The sequence below is a fragment of the Nitrobacter hamburgensis X14 genome (assembly GCF_000013885.1).
In the GTDB taxonomy this organism is placed as follows: Bacteria; Pseudomonadota; Alphaproteobacteria; order Rhizobiales; family Xanthobacteraceae; genus Nitrobacter; species Nitrobacter hamburgensis.
This window is the reverse complement of the sequence record NC_007964.1, coordinates 944,074-970,836: the sequence shown is the minus strand read 5'-3', so window position 1 is coordinate 970,836 and position 26,763 is coordinate 944,074. Positions and strand designations below refer to the sequence as shown.

The 26,763-nt window shown below is 58.8% G+C and carries 29 protein-coding genes and 4 pseudogenes; 13 read left to right on the top strand and 20 right to left on the bottom strand.

What is annotated here, in order from left to right; genetic code table 11:
* Positions 1-3 precede the first annotated feature (3 nt).
* The gene (gene ppk2, locus NHAM_RS04535) at positions 4-804 is read left to right on the top strand and encodes a polyphosphate kinase 2 (RefSeq protein WP_041358753.1); all 801 of its coding nucleotides are present in this window, start codon (positions 4-6) and stop codon (positions 802-804) included.
* A 41-nt stretch (positions 805-845) separates the two neighbouring features.
* Here ppk2 and NHAM_RS04530 read toward each other — a convergent pair whose 3' ends face one another.
* From NHAM_RS04530 to NHAM_RS04505, 6 genes are all read right to left on the bottom strand, one after another.
* Positions 846-1,280, bottom strand: a complete 435-nt coding sequence (locus NHAM_RS04530; protein ID WP_011509440.1) for a hypothetical protein — start codon at positions 1,278-1,280, stop codon at positions 846-848.
* 258 nt (positions 1,281-1,538) lie between these two features.
* Positions 1,539-3,269 carry a SulP family inorganic anion transporter gene (locus NHAM_RS04525; RefSeq protein ID WP_011509439.1) on the bottom strand — a complete coding sequence of 577 codons (1,731 nt, stop codon included), beginning with the start codon at positions 3,267-3,269 and terminating at the stop codon, positions 1,539-1,541.
* Positions 3,266-3,943: a YoaK family protein gene (locus tag NHAM_RS04520; protein ID WP_011509438.1), complete on the bottom strand. Its 678-nt coding sequence runs from the start codon at positions 3,941-3,943 to the stop codon at positions 3,266-3,268. Before NHAM_RS04520 ends, NHAM_RS04525 begins: the two co-directional genes overlap by 4 nt.
* Before the next feature lie 227 nt (positions 3,944-4,170).
* Entirely contained in the window at positions 4,171-4,620 is a 450-nt protein-coding gene (locus NHAM_RS04515) for a response regulator (protein ID WP_347336432.1), read from the bottom strand.
* A 111-nt stretch (positions 4,621-4,731) separates the two neighbouring features.
* Positions 4,732-5,364 carry a response regulator transcription factor gene (locus NHAM_RS04510; protein WP_011509436.1) on the bottom strand — a complete coding sequence of 211 codons (633 nt, stop codon included), beginning with the start codon at positions 5,362-5,364 and terminating at the stop codon, positions 4,732-4,734.
* A gap of 172 nt (positions 5,365-5,536) precedes the next feature.
* Entirely contained in the window at positions 5,537-6,616 is a 1,080-nt protein-coding gene (locus NHAM_RS04505) for an IS630 family transposase (RefSeq protein ID WP_081434946.1), read from the bottom strand.
* Between the two features lie 271 nt (positions 6,617-6,887).
* On the opposite strand from NHAM_RS04505, the gene NHAM_RS04500 reads away from it, so the two are divergent.
* Positions 6,888-7,571, top strand: coding sequence for a helix-turn-helix domain-containing protein (locus NHAM_RS04500; protein ID WP_011509435.1), 684 nt, complete (start codon positions 6,888-6,890; stop codon positions 7,569-7,571).
* On the opposite strand, the pseudogene NHAM_RS24520 reads toward NHAM_RS04500, so the two are convergent.
* Both NHAM_RS24520 and NHAM_RS28815 read right to left on the bottom strand, forming a co-directional pair.
* Positions 7,549-7,743: pseudogene (locus tag NHAM_RS24520) on the bottom strand (ion channel); the annotation flags it as partial. The gene NHAM_RS04500 and the pseudogene NHAM_RS24520 overlap by 23 nt on opposite strands.
* 206 nt (positions 7,744-7,949) lie before the next feature.
* Positions 7,950-8,075 (bottom strand): hypothetical protein, encoded by a 126-nt coding sequence (locus tag NHAM_RS28815; RefSeq protein ID WP_283805362.1) that lies wholly within the window; start codon positions 8,073-8,075, stop codon positions 7,950-7,952.
* 48 nt (positions 8,076-8,123) lie between these two features.
* Here NHAM_RS28815 and NHAM_RS04495 point away from each other — a divergent pair, with 48 nt between their 5' ends.
* The gene (locus NHAM_RS04495; protein ID WP_011509434.1) at positions 8,124-8,771 is read left to right on the top strand and encodes a CoA transferase subunit A; all 648 of its coding nucleotides are present in this window, start codon (positions 8,124-8,126) and stop codon (positions 8,769-8,771) included.
* A 3-nt stretch (positions 8,772-8,774) separates the two neighbouring features.
* Positions 8,775-9,425: a 3-oxoacid CoA-transferase subunit B gene (locus NHAM_RS04490; protein ID WP_011509433.1), complete on the top strand. Its 651-nt coding sequence runs from the start codon at positions 8,775-8,777 to the stop codon at positions 9,423-9,425.
* A gap of 106 nt (positions 9,426-9,531) precedes the next feature.
* Here the strand turns inward: NHAM_RS04490 and fabI are convergent, their stop codons facing one another.
* The 5 genes from fabI to NHAM_RS04465 all read right to left on the bottom strand — a co-directional run bounded on the left by fabI (position 9,532) and on the right by NHAM_RS04465 (position 15,926).
* A complete protein-coding gene (gene fabI / locus NHAM_RS04485; protein WP_011509432.1) occupies positions 9,532-10,320 on the bottom strand; it encodes an enoyl-ACP reductase FabI in 789 nt (262 codons plus the stop codon).
* Positions 10,317-11,531, bottom strand: coding sequence for an acetate/propionate family kinase (locus NHAM_RS04480; RefSeq protein WP_011509431.1), 1,215 nt, complete (start codon positions 11,529-11,531; stop codon positions 10,317-10,319). Before NHAM_RS04480 ends, fabI begins: the two co-directional genes overlap by 4 nt.
* Positions 11,532-11,536: 5 nt before the next feature.
* Positions 11,537-12,499 (bottom strand): phosphate acetyltransferase, encoded by a 963-nt coding sequence (locus NHAM_RS04475; protein WP_041358749.1) that lies wholly within the window; start codon positions 12,497-12,499, stop codon positions 11,537-11,539.
* Between the two features lie 38 nt (positions 12,500-12,537).
* Entirely contained in the window at positions 12,538-14,766 is a 2,229-nt protein-coding gene (locus tag NHAM_RS04470; RefSeq protein WP_011509429.1) for a DUF3141 domain-containing protein, read from the bottom strand.
* A gap of 77 nt (positions 14,767-14,843) precedes the next feature.
* Positions 14,844-15,926: an AI-2E family transporter gene (locus NHAM_RS04465; protein ID WP_011509428.1), complete on the bottom strand. Its 1,083-nt coding sequence runs from the start codon at positions 15,924-15,926 to the stop codon at positions 14,844-14,846.
* 159 nt (positions 15,927-16,085) lie between these two features.
* On the opposite strand from NHAM_RS04465, the gene NHAM_RS04460 reads away from it, so the two are divergent.
* The gene (locus NHAM_RS04460) at positions 16,086-16,607 is read left to right on the top strand and encodes a GNAT family N-acetyltransferase (RefSeq protein WP_011509427.1); all 522 of its coding nucleotides are present in this window, start codon (positions 16,086-16,088) and stop codon (positions 16,605-16,607) included.
* 477 nt (positions 16,608-17,084) lie between these two features.
* Here the strand turns inward: NHAM_RS04460 and NHAM_RS27970 are convergent, their stop codons facing one another.
* Entirely contained in the window at positions 17,085-17,243 is a 159-nt protein-coding gene (locus NHAM_RS27970) for a hypothetical protein (protein WP_245269997.1), read from the bottom strand.
* On the opposite strand from NHAM_RS27970, the gene NHAM_RS27965 reads away from it, so the two are divergent.
* Positions 17,244-17,462 (top strand): hypothetical protein, encoded by a 219-nt coding sequence (locus tag NHAM_RS27965; RefSeq protein ID WP_245269996.1) that lies wholly within the window; start codon positions 17,244-17,246, stop codon positions 17,460-17,462. It abuts the gene before it with no gap.
* A gap of 203 nt (positions 17,463-17,665) precedes the next feature.
* Here the strand turns inward: NHAM_RS27965 and NHAM_RS04455 are convergent.
* A pseudogene (locus tag NHAM_RS04455) lies at positions 17,666-17,982 on the bottom strand (transposase); the annotation flags it as partial.
* Positions 17,983-18,213: 231 nt separating this feature from the next.
* Positions 18,214-18,645, bottom strand: coding sequence for a CBS domain-containing protein (locus tag NHAM_RS04450; RefSeq protein ID WP_041357701.1), 432 nt, complete (start codon positions 18,643-18,645; stop codon positions 18,214-18,216).
* Positions 18,646-18,966: 321 nt separating this feature from the next.
* On the opposite strand from NHAM_RS04450, the gene NHAM_RS04445 reads away from it, so the two are divergent.
* From NHAM_RS04445 to NHAM_RS04420, 6 genes and pseudogenes are all read left to right on the top strand, one after another.
* Positions 18,967-19,836 (top strand): tyrosine-type recombinase/integrase, encoded by an 870-nt coding sequence (locus tag NHAM_RS04445; RefSeq protein ID WP_011509425.1) that lies wholly within the window; start codon positions 18,967-18,969, stop codon positions 19,834-19,836.
* 13 nt (positions 19,837-19,849) lie between these two features.
* Positions 19,850-20,407: pseudogene (locus NHAM_RS04440) on the top strand (IS91 family transposase); the annotation flags it as partial.
* Between the two features lie 29 nt (positions 20,408-20,436).
* Positions 20,437-20,862, top strand: a complete 426-nt coding sequence (locus NHAM_RS04435) for a transposase (RefSeq protein ID WP_283805361.1) — start codon at positions 20,437-20,439, stop codon at positions 20,860-20,862.
* The gene (locus NHAM_RS27960; protein ID WP_049769292.1) at positions 20,862-21,092 is read left to right on the top strand and encodes a hypothetical protein; all 231 of its coding nucleotides are present in this window, start codon (positions 20,862-20,864) and stop codon (positions 21,090-21,092) included. Before NHAM_RS04435 ends, NHAM_RS27960 begins: the two co-directional genes overlap by 1 nt.
* The gene (locus NHAM_RS27955; RefSeq protein ID WP_430707701.1) at positions 20,990-21,337 is read left to right on the top strand and encodes a transposase; all 348 of its coding nucleotides are present in this window, start codon (positions 20,990-20,992) and stop codon (positions 21,335-21,337) included. The genes NHAM_RS27960 and NHAM_RS27955 overlap by 103 nt, the downstream gene beginning before the upstream one ends.
* A gap of 300 nt (positions 21,338-21,637) precedes the next feature.
* Positions 21,638-22,609 carry a catalase family peroxidase gene (locus NHAM_RS04420; RefSeq protein WP_198136995.1) on the top strand — a complete coding sequence of 324 codons (972 nt, stop codon included), beginning with the start codon at positions 21,638-21,640 and terminating at the stop codon, positions 22,607-22,609.
* Between the two features lie 192 nt (positions 22,610-22,801).
* Here the strand turns inward: NHAM_RS04420 and NHAM_RS04415 are convergent, their stop codons facing one another.
* Complete coding sequence (locus tag NHAM_RS04415) at positions 22,802-23,245, bottom strand: SRPBCC family protein (protein ID WP_011509422.1); 444 nt, start codon at positions 23,243-23,245, stop codon at positions 22,802-22,804.
* 410 nt (positions 23,246-23,655) lie between these two features.
* On the opposite strand from NHAM_RS04415, the gene NHAM_RS04410 reads away from it, so the two are divergent.
* Entirely contained in the window at positions 23,656-24,618 is a 963-nt protein-coding gene (locus NHAM_RS04410) for an alpha/beta fold hydrolase (protein ID WP_011509420.1), read from the top strand.
* Between the two features lie 401 nt (positions 24,619-25,019).
* Here NHAM_RS04410 and NHAM_RS04405 read toward each other — a convergent pair whose 3' ends face one another.
* The 3 genes and pseudogenes from NHAM_RS04405 to NHAM_RS04400 all read right to left on the bottom strand — a co-directional run bounded on the left by NHAM_RS04405 (position 25,020) and on the right by NHAM_RS04400 (position 26,745).
* On the bottom strand, positions 25,020-25,481 hold the full coding sequence (locus NHAM_RS04405; protein WP_011509418.1) for a MaoC family dehydratase: 462 nt from the start codon (positions 25,479-25,481) through the stop codon (positions 25,020-25,022).
* Positions 25,482-25,523: 42 nt separating this feature from the next.
* A pseudogene (locus tag NHAM_RS27945) lies at positions 25,524-25,733 on the bottom strand (SDR family NAD(P)-dependent oxidoreductase); the annotation flags it as partial.
* A 142-nt stretch (positions 25,734-25,875) separates the two neighbouring features.
* Positions 25,876-26,745 (bottom strand): LysR substrate-binding domain-containing protein, encoded by an 870-nt coding sequence (locus tag NHAM_RS04400; RefSeq protein ID WP_011509417.1) that lies wholly within the window; start codon positions 26,743-26,745, stop codon positions 25,876-25,878.
* Positions 26,746-26,763: the final 18 nt, after the last annotated feature.

Below are 26,763 nucleotides of genomic sequence, written 5' to 3'. Positions count from 1 at the left end.
AGCATGTCAACCGACGCGGACACGCCACGGATGAAGCGGAAGGCCTATGAGAAGGAGCTGGGAAAGCTCCAGGTCGAGCTTTGCTACCTCCAGGAATGGGTGAAGGCGAACAAGCTTCGGATCATCGTCCTGTTCGAGGGCCGGGATGCCGCCGGCAAGGGCGGCACGATCAAGGCGATTACGGAGAAGGTCAGTCCGCGCGTGTTTCGCGTCGCCGCCTTGCCAGCTCCGTCCGATCGCGAGAAAACGCAGTTATTCCTTCAACGCTACATGCAGTATTTTCCGGCTGCAGGTGAAATCGTGATCTTCGACCGGAGTTGGTACAACCGCGCCGGCGTAGAGTATGTGATGGGCTTCTGTACGCCGGCCGAGCACAAACGATTCCTTTCCCTCTGTCCCCAGATGGAAAAATATATCATCGAAGGGGGCATCATCCTGATCAAACTCTGGCTTGAGGTCGGAATGGGCGAACAGGAGCGTCGCTTCAAGGCGAGAATCGACGATCCGCTGCGGCAATGGAAGTTAAGTCCGATGGATACGGAATCCTACCGACGATGGTACGACTATTCGGAGGCGCGAGACCTGATGCTGAAGGCGACAAGCACGAAGGACTCGCCATGGTACATCGTTCGCTCCGACGATAAGCGCCGAGCACGGCTGAACTGCATCGCGCATCTGCTAAAGTTGATTCCGCATAAACGCATGCATCGGGATAAGATCAAGCTGCCAAAGCGTTCCACGAAGGAACGCTTTGACGACCAGGCGGGCCTGCGTGGGATGACGTTCGTGACGGAACGTTACTGAGTGGACCGGGCCGCAAACTGCGCGGTCCGACTGGTTCGTAGCTATTTCAAGCGTATCGATACCCCAGCGAGTGCGACCGATGCTTCGGCGCCTACCTTCGGACCACTCAGTTGCAATATCACACCATTGGCGTTCTGCAATTGAACCCCACCCGCCCCAGCCACAAGGGCACCCCCGGCTCCGACGGCGCTGTATATGCCTTCGATCGAAGTCGGTCCCTTCAGATTGAGGGCCCGTCCAACAAGCTTGGTGGTCGAGGCTCCGATCGTGAAGCCGACGCTCATGCCCGATACAGTGAACCGATAGTGGTTGCCCCGGAGCGTCAGCACGCCCTCGCCGCGACCTACTCCTACCACCAACCCGCCCTTGGTGAAGATCACTGCGACACGACCTATTTCAGCGCGGGCTGGCGTACCGATGGCAGCCGCGCCCACGACCAAGACAACCAGGGCGACGCTTATGCTAGACCTTTTCATGACGTTTCCCTTTGATGACTCACGCTCCGATGAACCGGCAGCTCCGAACCGAACCGCGAGAGAATTGATCGACGCGCTTGTGCGGGCTGGTGTCGTTGGACATTTTCCCCTTACCGTTCTGCCACCTTGATCCAAGTCAATGTCTCGCTCTCTTGAAACAACTCGCCAGGCTGCGGCGAATGCAGGCAATTGGACGTCAGATAGGTCTACCCGTCTGCAGAGGCATAGGCTTCGATCGCCGTCGAACTCGAGAGCAGGTCACCGTCCATGCGGCCGTTCGTTCCGGAGACCAGATCGCTCGCTGGCATTGTCCTCGCCCAGCACGCTGTCGAGCGTGCGGAGCCAATCGCTGCTGTCCATCTTCTCAGCCAGCCCTTCAGCCCGTAGCAACTCACGCAACTGCGCGTGAGCGCCGGCAATGCAGAACGCTATATGACGCGACGTCAGCTCATCATAGAGATCGAGCAACATCCGTGCCCCAGCCAGATCGATGTAGGGAGATGCCGAAAGATCGCAGGCAACCAACCTGACGTCAGACGATTTTCGCAGCGCTTTCAAAACGGCCTCCAGAATCGTCTCGGCGTTGATGTAGAGCAACGAGGCTTCAGGGCGGAACGCAATAATACCAACCAGCGGCTCCACGCCCTCGTGCCTGACGCTGTCGGAATAGCGGCCCGACCCAGGAAGCCGTCCGAGAAACGCTATGTTGGGCTGCGACGCTCGGACAAGCAGCAGGAAGATGGATGCAAGGGCAGCAAGCAGCACACCCTGGAGGATCCCAAGCAGCAACACGGACACGAGGGCAATAGCCGCGGCATAGAAGTCGATACGGCTCACTTTCCACATGCGAAGGAGAGCGCGGACGTCGACCAGTTTGTAAACCGCAGTAATGACAATTCCAGCCAACACTGCCCGCGGAAGGTTGGTCAGCAACTCCGTAAAGAAAAGCAGGCAGAGCGCGAGGGTAAGCGAGCAAAACAGCAATGCCAGAGGCGTGCGCGCTCCCGCCGTATCATTGACGGCGGACTGCGACAATCCGCCTGCGACGGGATACCCGTGGCCAAATGCAACTGCGAGGTTGGCAACCCCGAGCCCCAAAAACTCTTGCCGAACATCAAGGCTGTATCCATGCTTCGCCGCAAAACTCCGGGCCGCCGAGACGCCTTCTATATAGGCCAGCAGCAGACATCCGGCTGCTATCGGAAATAGCTCTTGGAAATCCAGCATTCCGAAAGTGGGCACCTCGAAGGCAGGCAATCCTTCCGGTATATTCCCGGTGACAGGTACGCCCAGTGCCGGAAGTCCGAACAAGGTTGCCATGAGAATCGACAACGCCAACACCGTAAGTCCGACAGGCCTGCCCGTCAGGAATCGCTCGCCGAGGAGCAAGAGCACGATCGCCGCAACTCCAATTGCCAATACGAGCAGATTGATGTTGCCGACCTGACCTGCGAGGTGAATTGCGCGGTCAAAGAAGTTGTGACCGCCACCGGCTACGCCGAACAGGCTCGGTAACTGACTCATTATAATTGTAAGGCCAGCCCCCGCCTTGAAGCCGACGAGAATGCTGTCGCTAACCAGACGCACAAGAATGCTCAGCTTGAAAAGCCAGGCGATCAGGCAAAGCAGCGCCACAGCGAATGCCGAAAGACTCGCGATCTGAGCGAAACGTATCGCGTCCCCCCCTGCCAGCGTCCCGACGCTGCCAGCGATCATGAGCGAGATTGCGGAGGTGGGACCAACGGCAAGCTGGCGGGATGACCCAATGAGAGCATAACCCAAGCCGCCAAGCAGATAACCATAAATGCCGACCTCGGGCGGCAACCCCGCAAGGCCCGCATAGGCCAGTGACACTGGGATCGCATAGGCGGCGAGTGTCACTCCGGCGATCGCATCATGACGCAACCAGGATGATTTATATTCGGCAAGCCACGTCAACGACGGAAAAATCCGTGTCCAGCCCGCTCGCTGAAACGCGCGCAACTTCATGGGCACTCCTTGTTGGGACGTATCTCGCGGCGGAACAAGACGATCAGCAAGGCTCCCACCGGCAGACTAAGAGCGAGGTTTGGTCTGCCCCTCGTTGCATAGGCGCCCACGGCCGCCCCTATGCCAAAAGCGACACACAGTGCGAAGAAGATTCCGGAGCGGCGAAGCGAACTGAGTTGCCCGGAAACCACGGCAACCAGCCCTTCAATCGCCTGGCGCAGGTTGCCGGTGATCATCACCGAGTTGTATGCCACCCCTTCGACCCTGGTGAAGATCGCCGTTTGCATCGCGGCAACGAATGAAATGCCGAGCGTGCCCGCCAGATCCGGCAGCCGATTGTGCAGGATACCGACCGCGACCAGCAGCACAATTTCGATGAGCGTGCTGATCGTAGTGGCCCGATCTCCAATGGAGCGACGCATCCACGCCGCGATGACAACGCCCGCCGCGAATGCGGCAATCGGAGGAACAAAACGAACGGCTTGTTCCCATTCGCCAACCGTGCCGTGAACCCAGAGCAAGACCAAGTTGGCCGTCTGCGCGTTGGCCATCACGCCGTGGATAATCCAAGTATAGGCGTCGAGATAACCGCCGGCGAAGGCGAGCAGCAGCGATATCTGTACCGTTTCGTCGCCGCGCCTCGGCGAACTGGCAGCAACATCCAGAGAACTCATATCAGACACAAGTTGTCGTAAATCCTGGCGACATAGGCGACGCGTCGAGCCCCACGCAGCTTGATCTGGATCAAGCTCTCGACGAACTTCTAAAGCCAAACCGATAGACGATCGAACGGCGTCCCGGGACCATGGACACTGTCGGGTGGCCCATCCCCATCGTTGCCGGTTTATTGAATTGAATTTTTCTCAACTCGCTGTGTCGAGGAGAGAATCCGACCGATCGGCTAGAATGACGCTCTGCGCGCTTTTTTGACTGACTCGATCAGCGACCTTGCCGAAAATGGCTTGGTCAGGTACGCGATGCACCTCGAGTCGATTGCGGCCGAGCGGTTCGCGTCACTATCGTTGCCGGTAATAAAGATGACTGGCAGCTTGACGCCTCTGCCGGCAAGTTGACGATGCAAGTCTATGCCAGATTCATTATTCAGATCGATGTCAAGGATAACGCAAAAGGCGTCGTCGAAATCAGCATGACCCAGCAGCGCGGCACTGGAATCGAACAGTGTTACGTTGAAACCATGCACTCTCAACAACCGTTTCATGCCTTTGAGCATCGACGGATTATCGTCCACTATAAAGATCGCCTTGGATTTGGATATCATCATCATTCCAAGAACGCGCTGCAGGTCCATCGCACCATGGCTCGTTTCAACGGTGCTGGAGACGCTCGTCAACCGAGATGCTTTAAGTCTCCTCCACGTTCATTTAAACGCCATGCCGACCAATTTTTATATTGTCCTTGTGTACACGGTCCGGAGAATTTTGGCGGCGGACAAAAGTATCGGTTAGCTACCGGTATTTTCGTTGGGATCAATCAGGCCAAGCCGTTCCGCGATCGAAACCAGTTCCGCGAGCGAGTGCACCCGCATCTTCTCCATCACCTCATGACGATGCGCCTTCACGGTGCGCTCGGTCGTTCCCAGTTCTCTGGCAACTTGCTTGTTGATCCTCCCGCGCACGATCAGATCGAAGACCTGTCGCTCGCGGGGCGTCAATTTTGCAAGAAGAGCGAGAACCGTATCGAGCCTGCTCCGTTGGCTGCGGACTGACTCATGGCGCGCCAGGGCGCGCTCAATCGCGCCGATCAGTTGTTCGGATGGTACCGGTTTGATCAGGAGGTCTTCGGCGCCTGCTCTGATGGCTCGTACGGTCGTTGGGATGTCAGCATGGCCGGTGACGAAGACGACCGGCAAGATCGAATGGAGCTTGATGAGGCGGCTTTGCAATTCCAGCCCGTTCAGTCCAGGCATCCGTACGTCGAGCAAGACGCATCCCGGTCTTTCCGAGCCCTGAAGACGATCCAGCAGCGTTTGAGCCGACGAGTATTTTTCGACTTCATAGCCAGCAAGTTTCAGACGGCGTTCAACCGCTGTCAGAAACGAAGCATCGTCGTCCACAATATAAACAAGGCCAGGCAAGTCCGCCTCCTAGCCGTCACTCTTGCTTATATCTCGCTCCCAGGATCACTACGGCATTTGGGGCCAAATCCATGGCCTCCAGCACAAGCTGATCCTCACACGGCGAGCAATCGATCTACTCAAACAATGTCTGCTCAAGAAATTGAAATATCAAAAGATCCAAACGTCAGGGCTAGTGGATGGAATCTAACACTTGGTGCCCGCGTCTGACGGCTCGGATAATTTTGTTGGGATCGGCAGTCCATGTGAAGGGCTTCGGTTCGGCGTTATGTTCGATTACGAAGCGATTGATTGCAGCCTGCAGGTCGACGACCGATCGGAAGATGCCGCGTTTCAGTCGTCGTTTTGTGAGTTTGGCGAAGAAGCCCTCGACGGCGTTGAGCCAGGATGCTGATGTGGGCGTGAAGTGGAAGGCCCAGCGGGGATGCCGGGCCAACCACTGGCGCACTTTCGGGTGCTTGTGGGTTGCATAGTTGTCGACGATAGCGTGGATTTGCTTTCGCGGCGGCACCTGCGCTTCGACGGCGTTGAGGAAGCGGATGAACTCCTGGTGCCGATGGCGCTGCATATTGCGGCCAATGACGGTGCCGTCGAGGACGTTGAGGGCCGCAAACAGTGTCGTCGTGCCATGACGCTTGTAGTCGTGGGTCATCGTCCCGGCGCGACCCTTCTTTATTGGCAAGCCGGGCTGGGTGCGGTCGAGCGCCTGGATTTGGCTTTTTTCATCGACCGAGAGAACGACGGCATGGGCGGGCGGATCGACATAGAGGCCGACGACATCGCGCAATTTGTCGACGAAGCGCGGGTCAGTGGAGAGCTTGAACTGTTTCACCCGGTGCGGCTGCAGCCCATGGGCGCGCCAGATGCGTTGAACGGAACTCGCGCTGATATCGACGACCTTCGCCATCATGGCCGAGGTCCAGTGGGTCGCCTCTGCTGGCGGCTCGGTCCGGGTGAGCGCCACGACGCGTTCAGCGATGCCCGACCCCAGCGGCGGAATGCGCGAGGGGCGTGTCTTATCGTGCAGGAGGCCGTCATAACCCGCCACCATGAAGCGTTCCTGCCAGCGCCACACACAGGTCTTCGACTTGCCGGTCCGGCGCATGATCTCATGGGTGCCGAAACCGTCCGCGCTCAACAGTACGATCTCGGCCCGCCAAACATGCTTGTGTGGGGTGTTGCGATTCCGCGCCAGCGCCTTCAGATGGCGGCGGTCGGCAGGCTTAAGGGTGATGAAAATTCCGGTTCGCATGCGCCAGACTCGCATGCATCCAGTCAGATGGGAATCCCATCCCGGATTCAAATGTCAGACGCGATCCACTAGGAACGGTATCCCTGCCCCGAGCTATCTTCTCTGACATCCTATTACAGACCTGTCCTTTGGTACAATGACCCTTCAGACAATGGTCAAAAAATAGGTCTTAGCGGAAGCTCCACGGCCACGACAAAGAGCGTTCCACCCACGGAAACACCTCGTAGAGGCAGACCATATCCAACAACCGGTTGTTATATAGGAGTTGGCCATGTTTGTCCGCGTTACCACCGATTTGGCATATCGCGCCACCTCGCTCGGCGAACTCGGAATAGCGAGTGATTCAAATCAAAAAGTAAGTTTAAACGAATTTACCTACAAGAAAGGTACTGAAATCTACGGGGAAAAGGAGCCTGCGGAGTACGTCTATCAGGTCAAGGCGGGCGCCGTGCGAAGCTACAAACTGCTTTCAGACGGCCGCCGCCAGATCGGCGCGTTCCACCTCGTCGGCGACATCTTCGGACTGGAAAACGGAAGCGAGCACCGGTTTACGACAGAGGCGATCGTGAGCACCACGGTTCGCTTGATCAAACGACGGAGCCTTGAGATGATGGCCGAGAGCGATCCTATGGTCTCGCGAAACCTGCTCAGCATGACGACGGACAATCTGCAGCATGCGGAAAATCACATGCTCCTGCTCGGTCGCAAAACTTCTCTGGAGCGGGTCGCAGCCTTCCTGATCGAGATGGACCGACGGCTCACGGCGGCCGGCGTCATACCACTGCCGATGTCGCGGCGCGATATTGCCGACTATTTAGGGCTGACACTGGAAACAGTGTCTCGCGCACTATCGCGGCTGCATGAACTCGACGTCATCGGATTCGTTGGCAGCGATCAGCGCCAGATCGTCCTTGTGAATCGACGGCAGCTCGCTAGACTCGATCTGCAGAACTGAACCCGGGAGTCTCGATCGGCGCGAAGCGGTCGAGCGTCTTGCGGAGTACCTCGAACAGAACCGCAGTTGACCAACCGAACATAAGGATGCCGTTCATTGCGGTCATCGACCCAGTCAGCTGCCAAGGTCCCACTGGCGTGATATCTCCATAACCGAGTGTAGTGTAAGTGAGATTCATCGAATGCCCAATGCCGGGGACAACAACGAGCCGGCATTGCGGCAGCTACCGTCCGGAGATGGGCAACAGCCGCAGCACACTAATGAAGTACCGCCGCATGGCTTGTCTCACGGTCATGGCGGATTTTTTCTCCCGATCATCCTTGGTGCGAGGCTAGGCGCGGGAGGACCCCGTCCTTTGACTCAGCTCAAGGAAAAATCTCAACGGCGCGCACAGGCGAGCTTTGGATCAGAACGCTCGAAGACGTCGGCATCACCATCGGTCGATCCGATTAGCCAAAAGCCTTGATGCAAATCAATAATGCGCTGCCGGCGCCCGTCAAACATTCCCTCACTCCCACGTTCCAAGGATTATCGTCGAGCGGAGTTTCGATCATGCGGACCCTTTCCACCGAAGAGGCCGTTGCAATGATCCCGCGAGGGGCGAGTGTGATGGTTGGGGGCTTTATGGGCGTCGGGGCGCCGGAACGTCTGCTCGACGAAGTGGTTCGCCAGCAAAAATCCGAGCTTTCGATCATCAGCAACGACGCTGCAACACCCGGCAAAGGTGTCGGCAAGCTGTTCGACGCGGCACTCGTTTTGCGCCTCACAGCAACCCATATCGGTCTCAATCCACTTGTGCAGCAGCAGATGCTGGCCAACAAGCTTGCCGTCGATCTCGTTCCGCAAGGGACCTTCGCCGAGCGCATTCGTGCCGGCGGATGCGGTCTCGGAGGGGTTCTCACGCCGACAGGCGTCGGCACTTTGGTGGCTGAAGGCAAGCGCCAGATCCAGGTAAACGAGACCACGTTTCTGCTCGAGACCGCTCTACGCGCGCAATTCGCCCTGGTTCACGCATTTCTGGCAGATTACCTCGGTAACCTCGCCTACGCGCTGACAGCGCGCAACTTCAATCCGATCATGGCGATGGCAGCCGACACGGTCATCGTGACGGCGGAGAACATCGTTCCGGTAGGCGTGATCGCCCCGGACCATGTCGTAACTCCGGCGCCGCTGGTCGATTACCTTATTGCGAACGGGTGAACCATGGATGCGCAGACAGTCATCGCCCGGCGTGTCGCAAAAGAACTACATGCCGGTGCCCTTGTGAATCTGGGGATCGGCATACCGACGCTGGTCGCCAACTATGTTCCGTCCGAGCTCAAGGTATTCTTCCAATCGGAAAACGGATTGATCGGTACCGGACCTATACCGGAACAAGGCTTGGCTCACCCGCTTCTGACGGATGCGGGCGGGCGCCCGATCAGCGCCCTGCCGGGCGCCAGCACCTTCGACAGCGCGATATCCTTTGGATTGATCCGCGGCGGCCATGTCGATGTGACGGTGCTGGGCGGCCTCCAGGTCGATACGCATGGACATCTCGCGAACTGGATGATCCCCGGCAAGATGGTGCCGGGGATGGGCGGAGCGATGGATCTCGTGAGTGGCGCCAAGCGAGTTATCATCGCTATGCAGCACGCCGCGAAGGGCAAATCGAAGATCGTCAGCAAGTGCACTCTGCCGCTCACTTCGACAAGGCCGGTGAGTTTGGTCGTCACCGACATGGCTGTCATCGCTTTCCCGGAAGGTCGGGCGACGTTGCTGGAAACCGCACCGGGTATCAGCGTGGCCGAGGTTGTGGCTGTGACAGACGCCGAGCTTGTCATCCCCGACACCGTCCCCGAGATGAAAATCTGATCAGGTGAGCACGCGGATATTCCGCGGCTTCAATGAGATCAAATCTGCCATTGGCGCTGGGATTGCCACGAACGACCGGACTGAAGTCTCGCAGGCGTCGGCACACTCAATCAATGATGTGATAACCACCGTCGATATAGAGGACGCCACCCGTGATGAGCTTGGCGCCGTCGAGCGCCAGAAATGCAGTTGCGTTTCCGACGTCGTCGATACTGACTAGACTGCGCGTCGGCGCCTTCGATTGCGCCTTGTCCATCAATTCGTCGAAGTCCGGGATTCCCGACGCTGCCCGCGTGGCGAGCGGCCCGGGCGAGATCGCGTGAACGCGGATCCCCTTCGGACCCAATTCCGCAGCCAGGTAGCGGACGGCCGCTTCAAGGGCCGCCTTCGCAACGCCCATCACATTGTAGTTCTCCACCACCATCTGGCTGCCATAATAGGTCATGGTGAATATCGTACCGCCCTTCTTCATCAGTGGCTCGGCGAGATGAGCCATTCGCATAAATGACCAGCACGAGACATCCATCGTCTTAAGGAAGCCATCGCGACCTACGTCCACCACCCGTCCATGGAGCGCCTCCTTCGGGGAAAAAGCGATGGAATGCAGGAGGAAATCGAGCTGCCCCCACTCCTTGGCGATCCGCTCAAACACCTGTTCCACCTGGCCCTCGACCATGACATCCAGCGGCATGAAGATCGGCGACTTCAATCCCTGTGCAAGCGGCTCCACGTGTTTTTTCGCGCGCTCGTTCAGATAGGTCACGGCGAGGTCAGCCCCGAGCGCACGAAATGCCTTGGCGCACCCCCAAGCGATCGATTGATCGTTGGCGATGCCGACGATCAAGCCCTTCTTGCCTTTCAGGGCGACCTTAGCATCCGGGAATTCGGGAATCATGACACCCTCTCATGCCTGACACTCGATGACGATCTGTCCAACAGCAACGACAATGTATGCTGCGCAATCATCAACTCCTCGTCGGTCGGTATGACATAAACCGGGATGCGGCTGTCGGAACCGGATATCAGGCGCGCGTGGCGGGAATTTTGGGTGGGATCAAGCGTGACGCCAAGCCACGCCAGTTGATCGGCGATGCGCGCCCGGATACGCATCGAATTTTCGCCGATACCGGCGGTAAAGACGAAAGCGTCGAGCCCCTGCAGTGCGGCTGCGAGCATGCCAGCGTTGAGGCCGACCCGATAGACGAAATAATCAACCGCGAGTTTCGCCTTAGGATCCTCGCTTGCCTCCAGTTCGCGCATATCGTTGCTGACACCCGAGAGTCCTTTCAATCCGCAATCCCGGTAAAGGAAGTCTTGTGCTTTGGCGGGCGACATGCCCTTCTCAGAGACCAGATAGAGCACAACACCAGGATCGATTTGCCCTGGACGCGTTCCCATAGGTAGCCCGTCGAGCGCAGTGAACCCCATCGTGCTCTCGATGCTTCGCCCACCCTTTAACGCGCACATCGAGGCTCCACTACCGAGATGCGCAACAATCACCCGCCCCTTGGCGATTTCGGGCGCGACGTGCGGCAAGGTCTTTGCGACATATTCATATGAGAGACCGTGAAATCCGTAACGCCGCACGCCCTCGACGTAAAATTGATATGGAATTGCATAGTAGTCAGCGACAGCGTCATGCGTGCGGTGAAACGCAGTGTCGAAACAAGCCACCTGCGGGAGAGCTGGAAAATTAGCGAGAAGCGACCGGATCGGATCCAGATTATTCGGCTGATGGAGCGGGGCCAGCGCCACGAACCGCTCCAACCGCGCTACGACACCGTGGTCGATCAGCACCGGCCGGTCATAATCCGGACCGCCATGAACCACGCGATGGCCGACTGCCATCGGGCTAATGCGGAGTTCGTCCCGCAACCATCCGCCGGCGACGCCCATTGCGGCTGGAACGTCCGAAACCGACTCGATCGGGTAGGCGCGGTCGGCCAAAGGTTCGTTATCCGCACCGCTCGCCCGCAGGCGAGGACGACTGCCAATGCCATCGACCTGGCCCTTGATCTGCCGTAGCAGCTTCCCCTCTCCCTCAGCTGAGAAGACCTGGAACTTGACGCTTGAGGAGCCTGCATTGACGACGAGGATGCTATCCATGGCGATCACGCGGCAACAGTTGGAGCCTGCTGGCGCCTTGCATTCGCATAGAGAGCCGCGACAGCGCAGGACGCCATCCGAGCGCGCGCCGAGTCTGCACGCGACGTCAGAACGACAGGCACCCGGGCGCCGAGCACGATGCCAGCGCTATCCGCCTTGGCGAAGTAGGCGAGATTTTTCGCCAGCATATTTCCGGCCTCGAGATCCGGAACGAGCAGTATCTGCGCCCGCCCGGCAACCTCGGACCTGATTCCCTTGATCCGTGCCGCCTCAACATCGATCGCATTGTCGAACGCAAGCGGTCCGTCGAGCACGCCGTCGGTGATTTGCCCTCGATCGGCCATTTTGCAGAGCGCCGCGGCCTCGATCGTAGACGGGATACTCTGGGTAACGGTCTCGACCGCCGACAGGATCGCCACACGCGGCGATTTCCCGAATCCGGTTTGCGTGTACAGATCAATCGCGTTCTGAATGATATCCCGTTTGGCATCGAGATCGGGAAAGATGTTGATGGCTGCGTCCGTCACAAACAGTGTTTCGGCATAGGCCGGTACATCCATTACGAACACATGGCTGATCCGCCGATTGGTTCGCAGCCCGCCCACCTTTGCCGTAATGCTGCGCATCAATTCGTCGGTGTGCAAGCTGCCCTTCATCAGCATCTCGCCCTCGGCAGCATGGATGAGCTCAACGCCCTTTGCAGCCGCAGCCTCGCTGTGCGAAACATCGACGATCTTGAAGCCAGAAATGTCCAGGCCACACTTGCTGGCCGTATCCCTGATTTTCCCTTCAGGTCCGACCAGTGTCGGCCGGATGATGCCCGCCGCCGCACTATCGATGACGCCGCGCAACGATGTTTCATCGCAGGGATGCACCACAATGGTCTGCGCCGGCGGCACCGCCTTGGCCGCTGCGATCAGACGGTCATATTTTCTGGGAGAGCGCGCTTGTCCTGAATTGGCCGGCATGGCGTTCATGGTGTCGCTCCGGATCTTTCCGATTAACGCTACGATGCCTTCGCTTTTGGATCGAAGGTGGCGATGTTAGAACTCATAGCTGACACTTCGTCGACATCGATCCCGAACAGTTCGGCAATACGCTTCAGACGCTTCGCGGCCTCACCCGAAATTGCCGCACTAGCGGACAACACTTCGCCAATTGCCGCGAAGGCCGCCTGGCGGGCGCTTGCATCGTCGGGCAACAGCTTCGGTATCGCGGTCAGCGCTCCTTCTTGATCCAGCAGAAGCATGAAGAACTGGTCGCGGACCAGCATTTTGAACTCGGTCAACGTCAGCCGCGCACCGGAGTTGCTCCGGCGAACGTTGCGCAGCGCTTCAAGGCTACGCTCGTCCACCATTCCTCTCGCTGACCCGACATATAGCAGACCGCGAATGGCCGCTTCGCGAAGGCCACCTTCGCCAATTCTGGATTTCAGCTCGGCGATCCGCCTATCGAGCATTTCACGGTGTGCAGCAGACATCTCCTGCGGGCGCGATGGGGCGGATTGCGGATCGATTCCGACAGCCGCTTGCAACGCCGGTGAGCCGTAGACTGCAAGAAAAGTCGCCTCGCTCAGCGCCTCCTGCGAATCCCGCCAAATGTCCAGAGCGTGAACGATTTGTTTGGAGACCTGCTCCTGAAAGGCAACGAAGGGATTGCCCGTCGAGACCTGCTTCCGATCCTCGTTCACCTGCTCCGCCAGCGACTTCACCGCGGACATGAGCGGATTCTGGCTGCTAAAGGCTTCATACTGAAGTCGCAACGGATGCAGACCACGCATCAACTCCGCCACCTGCGGAGTCACCATGCCTTTGATCCAGGGCTGCAGAAACTTCTGGTAAGCGGCCAGATTGATTTCCGATACACGCTTGGCGGCGGCAAACCGCCGTTCATCCTCGGGCGAATTGCCACCCATGGCACGGATGTCATCAAGCGTCCGCGCCTCGCAGCGCATGACCCACTGGCCGACGGCAACGTCGACATTCGTCGTGTCGGTCCCCTTGGCCTCGAAAGTCGCTTCGTAGAGACCGGGTGGCAAGATATCGATCAGATCGATATTGCTGGAAAATTCCGCGTGTTCTTTCTTGGCAATGCCGCCGGAAACGAAAATGCCGAGATGGCCGACGTTCTCGTGAACCGTGTAGACAATCGTCTGCGCGTAGGCCCTGATTTCGTCGACGTCTGCATAGAGATCGAGGATCCAGTCCAACGCCTGCTGCGGCGGGGTAATATTATCCCCCTTGGAGCAGAATACCACGATCGGTGATCTGATATTACGCAGATCGACCGGCTGACCATCAGACATCCTGATGCGACCGGCGGCGAGATTATTCCCGACAAACAGCTCGTCGACGATGAACTGGATTTCCTCGGCATTCAGGTTGACGTGCCCGCCCCACCAGCGTTCGAATTCGAGATATCGCTCGGCCTCGGTATCGACCTTTGAGTAGACATTGTACTGCTTGGTCCACAGCGTATTCGAAGGATTCTGACTCTCGAAGTTTTGCACGAGCCAAGCGCCGTCGAATTTGCCGGCTCCGAGATCGCTCGTCAGCGCGGTCAGCCAGCTTCCTCCCAGCAGGCCGCCCGAGTAGCGCATCGGGTATTTGCCATGTACGCCCGCCCAATAGGCAAGTGGGGCGCCTGCAATGATGGTGGGGCCGAATAGTTCCGGTCGCAGCGATGCGAGGATCATGACGGCCCAGCCGGCCTGGCAATTTCCGATGACACACGGCTTGCCGTCGGCTTTCGGATGAAGGCTGATGACTTTCTCAATGAATAGGGCTTCGGCGCGCGCGATCCGCTCGATTGTTTGTCCAGGCATCGGTTCGGGCAGGAAGCCAATGAAATAGCACGGATGCCCCGCTTTCATCGCAACGCCGATTTCGCTGTCCGCCTTGAATCCGCCGATTCCCGGACCATGCCCGGCGCGGGGATCGACCACGATAAACGGTCGCCGGTCGAGATCAATTTCAACGTCTTTGGGCGGGATAATACGCACCAGCGCATAATTCACCGGTTCATCCAGTGTTCGGCCGTCGACAATCAGTTCGGCGGCATAATGCAAGACATGTGGCGCCGTTTGCGCGGCGTGTTCTCGATACTGATCGCCGCGTCGACGCAAGACGTCCATGAACAGGACGTTGCGCTGACCTGCATCCATCATGTACTCCACAGCCGAAGCAACAAACCCTGACAAGGCACCGCCCGGCAATGTTGCTTTGTCTATCGACATGTCTTGACCTCGCCGTCGTGCAGTTCATTCAAGGAGCATCGCGGCATCGAACGTTGATTTAGGTCAACGTTCGACAATCAGCTGGGCAATGACGCTGTGCCGGCGCGATCGCTCCGTATCCAGGCCACCGTCAACTCCCAGGCCAGGGAGAGAATGATCGGTCCGATAAAGAGGCCGACAATTCCATGCGCGAGCGTTCCTCCGATCACCCCCACAAAGATGACAAGTGTCGGGGTCGTCAGGCCACGCTTCATCACGAGCGGCTTCAAGACGTTGTCGAGTACGCCGACGAGACCCAGGAACACCGTCAGCAGGAGCGCCGTAGTGAAATCCTTGTCCATCCAGATCCAAATGATCACTGGAACCAGGACGATTGCCGCGCCGACCTGAACGATTGACAGGATCATAACTGCGAAAGCCAACAGGCCAGCGCTGGAAATACCTGCCAGCTTGAAGCCGATGCCGGCCAATAGGGACTGGATGATTGCGACACCGATGACGCCCTGGGATACCGCGCGGATGGTTGCACCCGCCAGTTCGAGGAAATGTTCGCTCTGCTCAGGCACGATGCGATAGAGGAAGCTCTTGCCTGCCTCTATAAGCTGCGAGCCGTAGGGGAAGAGAAACCCGGCCAGCGCTACAGACAGGAGAAACTTCAGCGTGCCCACACCGGCATTACCCGCAAGAGCCAGCAAAACGCCTGCCAATGGCTTCAGATAAGGAGCCACCTCACGCAACGCCGCTCGAATGTTGCTGGATGCCTGATTCCAGAACTCGTAAAGATTCGGGCCGATGAGCGGCCAATCCTTGACACCCTCCGGAGGAGACGGAACCACCAGGTTACCAGCATTCAGCTGTCCGGCGAGTTCCTTCACCCCGTCCAAGGCACTCAAGCCAAGCCAAGTCGCCGGTCCGATGACGATCCCGAGATTGATGAGGGTGAGAAGTGCCGCTGCAAGCCGTGGACGACCACCGAGAAGTCGGGAAAGGAGATCAAAGACAGGATAGAGCGCAACAGTGAGTACGATGCTCCAGGCCAAGATAGGCACAAAGGGACGGATCAGAACGAACGTCCAGTAAATCAGTAAAGCGAGCAACCCGAGCCGGATCGCAAGCTGAATGACGTCGTCTCCAGGCAAGTACTGGCGAAAGGTTTTCAAGGACGCACCTTCAACTGAGGGCGAGCATACTGTCACCAAGCTACCGGCCGCCCTCGTGTCATAGTCTTGATCCAGATCAAACAGCCGTGAGTTGGTCTGGGCTCCAACTGGCGGCTCCGATCGATAGTGCTGTCCGTGTTTGCCGATACACGAGGCCCAATGACTGAGGTCATCAACTACACTGCACGGGAGCTTCTGCGCGACGGCAGCCAAGTCGAAATCCGCGCGCTCCGGCGGGAGGATGAAGCCGACATGCTCGCTGCGGTCGAAAGGACTAGCGCGCAATCACTGCAGCGCCGCTTTTTCGTCATGAAGCGGCACTTCTCGGAGAAGGAGCGCGCCTTCTTCATCGACATCGACTTCAAAAATCATGTTGCGATTGTCGCGCTCGCAGAAGACGCCGGCCGCAAGGTGATCGCCGGAGGCGGCAGGTACATTGTTTTCGCGCCGGGTCGGGCCGAGATGGCATTTGTCGTCGTCGACAGCTGGCAGGGACGTGGCGTAGGTTCGATCCTGATGCGTCATCTCGTCAAGTTCGCGAGCGATGCCGGACTGCAGGAACTAACGGCAGAGGTTCTCCCCGAAAACGCGGCAATGATAAAAATATTCGGGAAGTTCGGCTTCAAGCTCGCCGCACACCGAGACCCGCAAACACTCCATCTGATGCTGAAGCTCTCTTAGAAAGCACTCCAGGGAGGGAAGCGACCCGGCATTGATTCAAATCAAAGTCAGCCCTGGCACTGAAGCATCCCCTTGCTATGCTCTGTAGCTGGCCATGCGTCGAGGATCTCGACCTTCAGTCGACTGAGTTGATTCCAGTGCCAACTACGGCGGATGGATTCATAAATTTCGTCAAAGCAGTTTTTCTAGCCGCACTTTCCGGCACCACCCACCACCGGCACCTTCGCTGCACGGGGTGAGGGCGGACGCTTGTTCTGCACCCATGCCGCCAGCTGTGAAAATGTGTCTCCGATCACGATCTTTACTTCCCACACGCGAGTGGGTCGTAGCGGGGCTTCTGTAGATAATCTTCGGGCTTGCCGAGGAACGTTGATCTAAATCAAGCAACAAACCCGACAGAGCAGAAGTCTTTCGGTGGCCGAAGGTACGACAGCTAATCGTGAGGAGGACGCCATGCTTCGTTATGCTCTTATTGGCCTAGCCACAGCTGTTCTTGTTACCGCGACTCTGATTCCCGATGATGCATTCGCTCGCCGTGGTGGAGGTGGCGGCTTTCGGGGCGGCGGCTTCCATGGAGGAGGCATGCATGGTGCCCACTTCCGGGGCGGGGCTGTCCATGCCGGACGCCACGCTCATGTGTCCCGTCCAATCGCCCGCGCGCCGGTAGCGCGCGCAGCGGCTGCCCGCGGGGTCTATCGGGGCGCGGCTTATCGCGGCGCCTATAGAGGTGCAGCCTATGGTGCGGCAGCGGTCGGTGCCGCTACGATAGGTGCCTATGGCTATAACTACTACAACAATGGCTGCTACCGCGACGCCCGCGGTTATGTGGTTTGCCCCAATCAGTATCCGTACTAGCGGACCCGCAGGGCGGCCGAGCGGCACTGGTTCTCGACGAGAAAATCCGGCTGGATGATTCATCCAGCCGGGGTGTTTTAAGCCGCCAAGATAATCGGTTGCAGAGCCTCCTGGGGACCAGTTTGGGGATCGAGTTCTGCAGGTCGTAATCTAGCAGGTTTTGTTGCGCCTAAATCGCGCTAGGCGCGGCTATTCAAATCTCTCGACTCCGAACGGTGGGCCTTCACGGCTGAGGAATCGATGAGCACCTGGGCCGGAGGATCGTCGGCGCTGGCCAGCACATGGAAGAGATCGACCCAGACGCCCTTGGCGGCCCAGCGAACATAGCGATCGTAGAGCATCTTCGAGGTCCATAATCGGATGGCGCATCGATCCAACACCCGCCGGACTTGAGAACGTGGATGATCCCACTGATCACCCGACGGTCATCGACGCGCGGCTTGCCTCGCGCATCTGTCGGAAAATGCGGTTCGATCCGCGAAAACCGTGCATCCGTCAGCCAGAACTGATCCTCCTTCATCAAAGGCTCCTGTCGGAGACCCTGAATCACAAAACGCAGTCCGCTCAAACCAATTTTATGGGTCCAAGTCCTAACACTAGCACGGTGAACTTGAGCTCGCCAGATCCGGTTGTGCTTGTCGTAAATCATGATTAGCCAGCGCGCACTTGGCGGCCAGAATGTGCCTGGCCAATCGCTGCGCACGAAACCGGCGCATCTTTCCAAATGCGCGCTTGTAGTAATTTAGAGCCGTCAACGCGAGGTGTTGTAGGCATCACGTAGGACGTTCGTCTCAAGCTCCAGTTCCTCCAGCCGATACTTGACTACATCGCCGATGCTGACGATACCGGCCAGCTTGCCGCCGAGTAGTACCGGCAAGTGTCGCACGCGATGGTGCGTCATCAGGTTCATCACGCGAGTGACACTTTCGTCCGGGGACACGGTGGTCACACCGCGTTGCATGATTTCCTTCACACGCATCGACCCGGCAGTCTCGCCGTAGCGAAAAAATGCATCAACGATTTCACGTTCGGAAATGAGGCCAAGAATTGCGTCCCCACTCGTCACCACGAGAGCGCCAATATTCTTTGCGCGGAGCCAGCCCGCCGCGCTCTTGATATTGGCTTCCGGACCTATTGTTGTGACGTCGGTGCCCTTCCGCCTCAGAATGCTTTCGATGGACATAGCTTCCTCCATCGTGTGGCCTAGCCGCCTATCACATTGATTTGCGTGGCAGTGCCGGTCTCCCCCCAATTGGGGGAGCATCGTTCTCCTCCATGAGGAGCATTAGCATATCATATCGGCGGGAAGCAGTCAGCCAGCATCTAGGACCGTGGAACCGATCAGTCGTTGGCTAACTGGTGCGTGACCGGTTCGGGTCAAAGGACTAAACCTCTCGCGCGGTAGTTCGCCGCGGCCAGCGGCACGGCAACACGATAGCACGCCGGGGCGTCCTGTCTTGAGATAAGGAGTTCGCAACCTTCATCAAAGACAGGAGCATCCCCCATGACCGACAAGGCCATAAGCCCGCTGCGGCAGCGCATGATCGAAGACATGACGATCCGCAAGTTCGCGCCGAAGACTCAACATGACTACCTTCAGAGGGTCAAGAACTTCGCTGTCTATCTTCGCCGCTCGCCCGACACGGCAAGCGCAGAGGACGTGCGGCGCTACCAACTTCACCTGACGGCGAGCGGCGTTGGCGTCCCCACCGCCAACCAGACGGTCTCGACGCTGCGGTTCTTCTTCAAAGTCACGCTCGGGCGCGCCGACCTCGTCGAACGCACGGCATTCGTCCGTGAACCGAGCAAGCTGCCGGTGGTGCTCAGCCCGGAGGAAGTGGCGTGCCTGCTCGATGCGGTGCCGGCGCTCAAGTACAAGGCGGCGCTGAGCGTGGCTTACGGGGCGGGATTGCGCGTCTCCGAGGTGGTGGCGCTGAAGGTCGGTAACATCGACAGCAAGCGCATGATCATCCGCGTCGAGCAAGGCAAAGGCCGCGAATACCGCTACGTGATGCTGTCGCCGCATCTGCTTGAACTTTTGCGTGCCTGGTACAAGGCGGCACGCCCACAGGGCTGGCTGTTTCCAGGACGAGACCGCGTGCGGCAGATGACAACGCGCCAACTCAATCGCGCCTGCCATGCCGCCGCCGACATGGCCGAGATCGGTAAGCCGGTGTCTATGCATACGCTGCGACACAGCTTCGCCACTCACCTACTCGAGCAGAACATCGATATCAGAGTGATCCAGGTCCTGCTCGGTCATGCCAAGCTCGACACCACGGCGCTCTACGCGCGCGTCGCCACCAAGGCGATCCAACAGGTCATGAGCCCGCTCGACCGCATCACCCTGACGCAAGCCGAGCCGCCTGCTTGACGCGAGACTTCTTGTGTCGCGTCCATCGCTGGAGGTCGCTGGCATCTTCCGCGGCCACGGCCCGGCATGGCGCAAAGCCAACGCCGGCCATGTCAGCCTCGGCCAACTCAAGGTAATGTCGGCGATCGAGAACTGTCGCACGGCAGCGCTCGGCGGTCATGTCGCGCGCTGCGAGAAGTGCGCGCACACCCAAGTCTCGTACAATAGTTGCCGCAATCGGCACTGCCCGAAGTGCCAGGGCGCGGCGGCAAAGGAATGGCTGGCGGCGCGCGAGGCCGATCTGCTGCCAGTGCCGTACTTCCATGTCGTGTTCACCCTACCGGCGGCCATCGCCGATATCGCCTACCAGAACAAGGCCGTCATCTACGACCTGCTGTTCAAGGTCTCGGCCGAGACCGTGCTGACAATCGCCGCCGATCCGAAGCATCTGGGCGCCAGCGTCGGCATCACCTCGGTTCTCCATACCTGAGGCTAGGCCATGACCCATCACCCGCACGTCCACATGATCGTGCCGGGCAGCGGCATCTCGCTCGACGGCAAGCGTTGGGTGGTGTGCCGGTCCGGCTGTTATTCGGCCTGCAATATTGACCCCCTGATGGAGTGGGCCCCTTGGGCCGGACGGGATGGTTTTCAGCAATTGACCGGGTAGCTGGGCTTTCAGAGGATGAAGGCCCATGGCAAAGCCATCGAACCCACAGCGTCGAGTTCAAGCGGCAAGTTTCGCAGGAGTATCTCGGCGGCGAGACCTTGCACGCCCTCTCGAAGCGCTACGACGTCTCACGCAATCTGATCCGGATCTGGGTTGAGAAGTATCAGGCGGGCGCTCTCGATGAGGATGCCGCAGCGGCTGATCTTCTCCAGGCTTATGAGGCGCGCGTCGCCGCGCTCGAACGACTGGTCGGCAAGCAGGCCCTGGAGCTTGAGTTTCTAAAGGGGGCTCTGCATACACGACCGCGGCCGAGAAGCGGAGCTACATCCGCGATCACCGGCCCCGTGGTCTCTTCATTGCCGAAGGATGCCGGCTGATGGGGCTCTCGCGCACAAGCTTCTATGATCAGCCGCGCAATGCCGCCGACGACACCGCGATCGTCGAAGCGATCGCCACCATCTGCAACGAGTTCGAGCACTATGGCTGGCGGCCCTGGCCGCCGCAATCGAAGGACGTAACCCTCCACCCGGCTGCGTGCATCATTCCGACCGCGGATCACAATATGCCGCGACTGCCTATCGTGATCACCTTGCCACGCACGGCCTAATCGGCTCCATGGGCCGGCCCGGCAATCCATACGACAACGCCAAGGCGGAAAGCTTTATGAAAACGCTCAAGGTCGAAGCCGTCTATCCGATGGCCTTCGAGACGTTCGCCGATGTCACCGAAAACCTTCCGCATTTCCTTGAGGAGGTTTACAACCGACGACGGCTTCACTCAGCGCTTCGCTATCTCAGCCCCATGCAATTCGAGGATCAACACGCCCGGCAAACGGTCAAACCAGCAGCCTGACCTTGTCCGGCCCAAGGGGCCCACTCCAATACGGGGTCAAACTTCGGCGCCGATTGACAGTCGGGGAGATCCCGGTGACACGCGGGCAGAACGTCGCCGCCAACGAGGTGCTGGTGCGGATCGACGACCGATTATGATGGGCAATGGCGTAACGCTCGACCGGATACCGACTATGTTGGGCGCGCGTTTTAGTTTAGATTATCCACTGTGGCGGGTGTTTCCGCCTGCCTGAAACAGCTTTCCGTATGCGTTCCCTCGTAGACCAGGAGGATAGTCATGCGATCGTTTCAAAGCTTTGCTGTGAGCATCGCATTCTGCACGCTGATGGCGGCAGGAGCGACCTACGTCGGCGCCGAAGACGAGCCGCTTGGCGTTCGGCTGGTCAATCAAATGAACGCACTTTACGGTCAGCATGCGGGCGTTCGCGCGAACCACGCCACGGGCGCCGTGTTTGAGGGTACCTTCACGCCGGCGCACGGCGCCGACACCTTCAGTTCGGCTGCCTTTCTTAAAGGCGCTCCCACACCGTTGGTCATTCGCTTCTCAAACGCGGGCGGCGTCCCCGACGCGCCCGACACCCACCCTTCGACGGGTGGTATCCGCGGCATGGCGATCAAGTTCCGTCTCTCGGGTGGCAGCGAGCAAGACATAGTCTGCATATCGGCCAACGGGTTTCCGGTGGCGACTGGAGAAGATTTTCTGGCTTTGCTCCAGGCGGTCGGTGAGAGCGGTCCCGACGTGCCCAAGCCGACGCCGGTCGAGAAATTCTTGTCGACCCACCCAGCCGCATCAGCGTTTGTCACCACGCCTCGGCCTGTGGCGGTCAGTTACGGTACGCAGCCCTTCTTCGGCGTCAACGCGTTCAAGTTCACCAACGCGCAAGGAACAAGCAAGTTCGGCCGCTACCGCATCGTACCCGAGAGCGGCCCCGCCTACGTAAGCGACGAGGAGGCGGCGAAGCGTCCTCCGAACGCTCTAGCTGACAATCTACGGGCATCGCTCGAAACAGGACCAGTCAAGTTCCACCTTTTGGTGCAGGTTGCCGCCGCTGATGATCCAACGACGGATGCCACGAAAGTCTGGCCGGACAGCCGGCCGACGGTAGAACTCGGCGAAATCGCGGTCATCAAAGCGTTGGATACGAAGAAGGTCGAGAACGAGTTGCTGTTCCTGCCGACCAATGTGACGACCGGCATCGAGGCTTCGGATGACCCAATCATTAATGTACGCACCGAAGCGTATGCCGAGTCGTTCAGTCGCCGCACCAAATAAATCGTTCGATAGCCACCGGAAAGCCGTCCGGGCGAATGATCTCCGCGGGTGGGCGTTCGTAGCGCGATGGGCGCGATCATGCGAGCCCTTTGTCGCGATAGCGACGGTGCGACGCATGGCGCGAGCCTACAGCCACGATTCGCGTGATCGCGTATCAAGTGCAAACGTCCTGAAGCAAGTTCAGGCTCGCGCCTACTGGTTGATTTCCGGCTCGACAAGTCTTGAGAGCTTGCGCAGGGATTCCTGCCAACCGAGATAACAGGCCTCGGCGGGGATCACATCCGGCACACCCTGCTGTTCGATGTTTACCTCTGTGCCAACCGAAACGGCCTTCAGGCTCACCGTGACCTTCATCTCGCCGGGCAAGTGCGGGTCATCGAACTTGTCGGTGTAGACGAGACGTTCGCCCGGAACGAGTTCCAGATAAGAGCCGCCAAAGGAGTGGCTTTTCCCCGTGGTGAAATTCCGGAATGACATCCGATGATTGCCACCGACCTTCGCATCCAGCTCGTGAACGGTGCAGGTAAACCCGAAGGGCGGAAGCCAGCTCGCAATCGCATCCGGTTCGAGGAAGGCGCGATAGAGCTTTTCGGGCTTGGCGGCAATGACGCGATGCAGACGGATCGTGTTGGGCATAACTTCTCCCTGCGGTTTGGCTTTATCAGAGTTGTTCGATCGTCTCCGAGCGGAGGGGTCGATGGTTGGCCTGCGTAGGACGATGTCACCCGCTTCTACGGGTAAACGTCATCACCGTCTTGGAGATAGTGGTTTTGGCCAGGCCCAAGCTCTTGCGCAGCCTCGCTGAACGATCCGCGCTCGGCGACTTTGGCGAAGATGGCCCAGGCCTCGAAATCCGTCATATGCGGCATGTTTCGAAGCTCGCCCCGATTGCGGATTCATATCCCAAGCTCGGAGCACGCGAAATCACCGGGGAGCGGAGCACAGATTGGCGGCGATCCGGCAACAATCTCGTGCCGCGCCGGCTGAGAATCACCAGAGCCCAGGCGATGTAACTTAATATTGCCACTCAACGAGGAGCAACGTCCATGAGCATTCTCCGCACCGGTTCCAATATTTTTGGCGCCAACTCGATTTCAAAGCATCTTTCCTCACTCACCGCTTTGGCCGCCGCCACGCTCCTGTCGACCGTTGCATTCCTTGGAGCGACGCCTGCGCAGGCCGAAGTGAAACCATGGCCGACAACTTTCTATGCCGAGCAGATGCCGGTCAGCGACGGCACCCAATATGTGCGCCTCGGCGGCACCGGTCCGGCCGTCGTGCTGCTACATGGCTTCGGCGACGCCAGCGACATGTGGGTGCCGCTCGCCGAAGCTCTGATGAAGGATCATACCGTCGTCGTACCTAATCTGCGCGGCATGGGCTTGTCGTCTCATCCGGAAGGCGGCTACCGCAAGGTTACGCAAGCGCGATCTTGCAGCGTGGCCCTCGTGAAGCACGATATTGGCAACATGGTCGGCTATGCCTTTGCCGTGCAGTATCCATCGCGAACGGTAAAGTGGGTGGCGATGGACGCACCGCTGCCGAGCATCGGCTACTGGGACGAACAGTTGAAGAATCCGAAGGTCTGGCACTTCAACTTCCGTGAACCGGACGTCGAGCGCCTGGTCGCCGGGCGGGAGCGCATCCTGCTCGATCGCTTCTACAACGAACTGTCGGCAACCCCGGCCGCAATCGATGAGCAGACGCGCGATTACTATGCCGCTCTCTACGCGCGCCCACACGCAATCCATGACGACTTCAGCGGGCAGTTCGCGGCCTTTACTGACGACGCCGTCGACAACCAGAAGCTGCTTGCCGAGAAGGGCAAGCTGACAATGCCGGTGCTCGCGATCGGCGGTGATCATTCCTACGGCGCCAGTCTGGCGACCGAAATCGGATTTGCTGCGACCGATGTCCGCGCGGCTGCCGTCAAGGACTCTGGCCACTGGATCATGGAAGAGCAGCCCGGTCAGGCCGTTGCACTCATCACCTCGTTCATCGGGCAGTAGCCCACTTTTTCCATGGGACGGGCGCGCGCCAGAGCCGATGGCTTCAGTAAACCTCTAAAAGGAATCAGAAAATGCAATCTCAAAGACGATACGTCGAAACTTCAGGAAACCAAGGAAACCTTCAAGGGTGTCGGTGACGACACCGTCTTCACGCGGTCGCAGCACCGACGGCAAGCTCGCCATGGACGGCGAGAAGCCCTTTGGTCACAGGAGATCCGACCCATATTCGAAAGGCGGTCGAAGGATCGCTGCGGCGCCTGAGGACCGATGGCATCGACCCGAGACGAACTGGAGAATCTCGAGCAAGCGGCATTCGTCGGGTATGCACTCACCGTGTCTTACTGGCGTTTTCGAGTCAGAGAAGGCAATTAGCAAGCTAATATGCACATCAAGTATCGCACCTAAGACCGGCGAGGGACAACAAGCTTCGCCGTCAACACCTGGACAACCTTTCCGTTTTGATTCTTCGTCTCGCTGCGCATCCGAACGATCCCCTGGTTGGGTTTCGAACGGGACGGGATGATCTCTATCACTTCGCTCTCGACGTGAAGCACATCCCCTGGTCGCACGGGATACGGCCACTCGATTTCGCTGCCGGCGCCGACAATACCGCCCGCGAGCGGTGCACCACCCTGAACGAGGAGCCGCATGGTTACCGCAGCCGTATGCCAGCCGCTCGCCGCGAGTCCTCTGAACAGGGTCGATTTGGCCGCCTCGTCATCAAGATGGAAGGGTTGCGGATCGAACCGACAAGCGAACTCTTTGATCTCCGCCTCGGAAATACCGTAGCTCGCGCTGGTAAATTTCTGGCCGATACTGAGTTCATCTAGGAAAAGGGGCTTGGGGTGTTCGATCTGCGACATGTTTACCTCCTGCCTTGTATGAATGATGACAGCATCGTCGCCGCGAGCCAGTACCTCGCGGGTCACGGCCTCGGCCGTCTTCGGATCAGCGATGTCACCGGGAATCGCCAGAATGTCCTGGTCGCCGGCCTGCTTGATCGAGCGCGACGTCGCTACTACGCGATAATTGCGGTCTCAAAATTCCTTGACCAGCCCGGCGCCGATACCCTGCGACGCTCCAGTGACAATTGCGACCTTACGTTCGTTGCTCATGATGCCCCTCAGATCCTCCCAGCGAGCGGGATCGCTGCTGTCCGGCCCGTCTGGCTCGGTGGGCATCATTTGGGAGATTTCGCGAAATACCTGAATATCTCTTGTTCGGCAGACATTCTTCCTTCTGCCGGAAGAATGGCAGCTATCCGGCGTGCATCGCGACTGCTTCAGCAGAGAGCCGTGCAAAATCAGCACGCAACCGCGGCACGGCGAAGTCCAGGAATGCCCTGACTTTCGGGACTGCGTTACGCCCTTGCGGCAGCACCAGGTTAACTGGTCTCGCAGGAGGCTCCGCGTCCCTCAGCAGGAGCTGCAGCGAACCATCCTGGACACGTTCGGCCACATGATAAGTAAGCAGGCGGGTGACCCCCAGCCCACCCACCGCGGCACCGAGCGCGACACGCACACTGTTGACCACCAGTCGTGGCTTAAACTGGACGGAGCGCGGCACAGACCCGTTCCTCGCCGGAGGGAAGACCCAGGCATCGCTTCCAAAATCGGTGCAGGCGACGATGCTGTGCTTCGTGAGATCACTAGGTTCGTCGATGCGAGGGTGCGGGGCGAGATAACGCGGAGAGGCAACGATAACTGGTTTCACGTCGCCACCGATCCGAACGGCCATCATCGAGGAATCCGGGAGTTCGGCGATCCGTAAGGCGATGTCGATTCCCTCTTCGATCAGATTTGCGCTGCGCACAATCAGAACAAGATTGACTGAAACGGCCGGGAAAGCCTCGATATACGCATCGATGATCGGGCGCAGAATTTCCTCCCCGCTGATGGGCGGAGCCGTAATCGTCAGGGCGCCACGCGGGGCAATATGCTCGCCGGCCGCAACCACCTCCGCTTCCTGCAAATCGACCAGAACACGATGGCACGCCGCAGCATAACGCTCGCCGATCTCGCTGAGTTTGATCGTGCGGGTCGTCCGATGCAGCAATGCTGCACCGACCTGTTGTTCAAGGAACGTGATCGCTGTTAAGGCAGCCCGCATGGAAGCACTGTCTTTCATTCCTGACGATGCAACGAG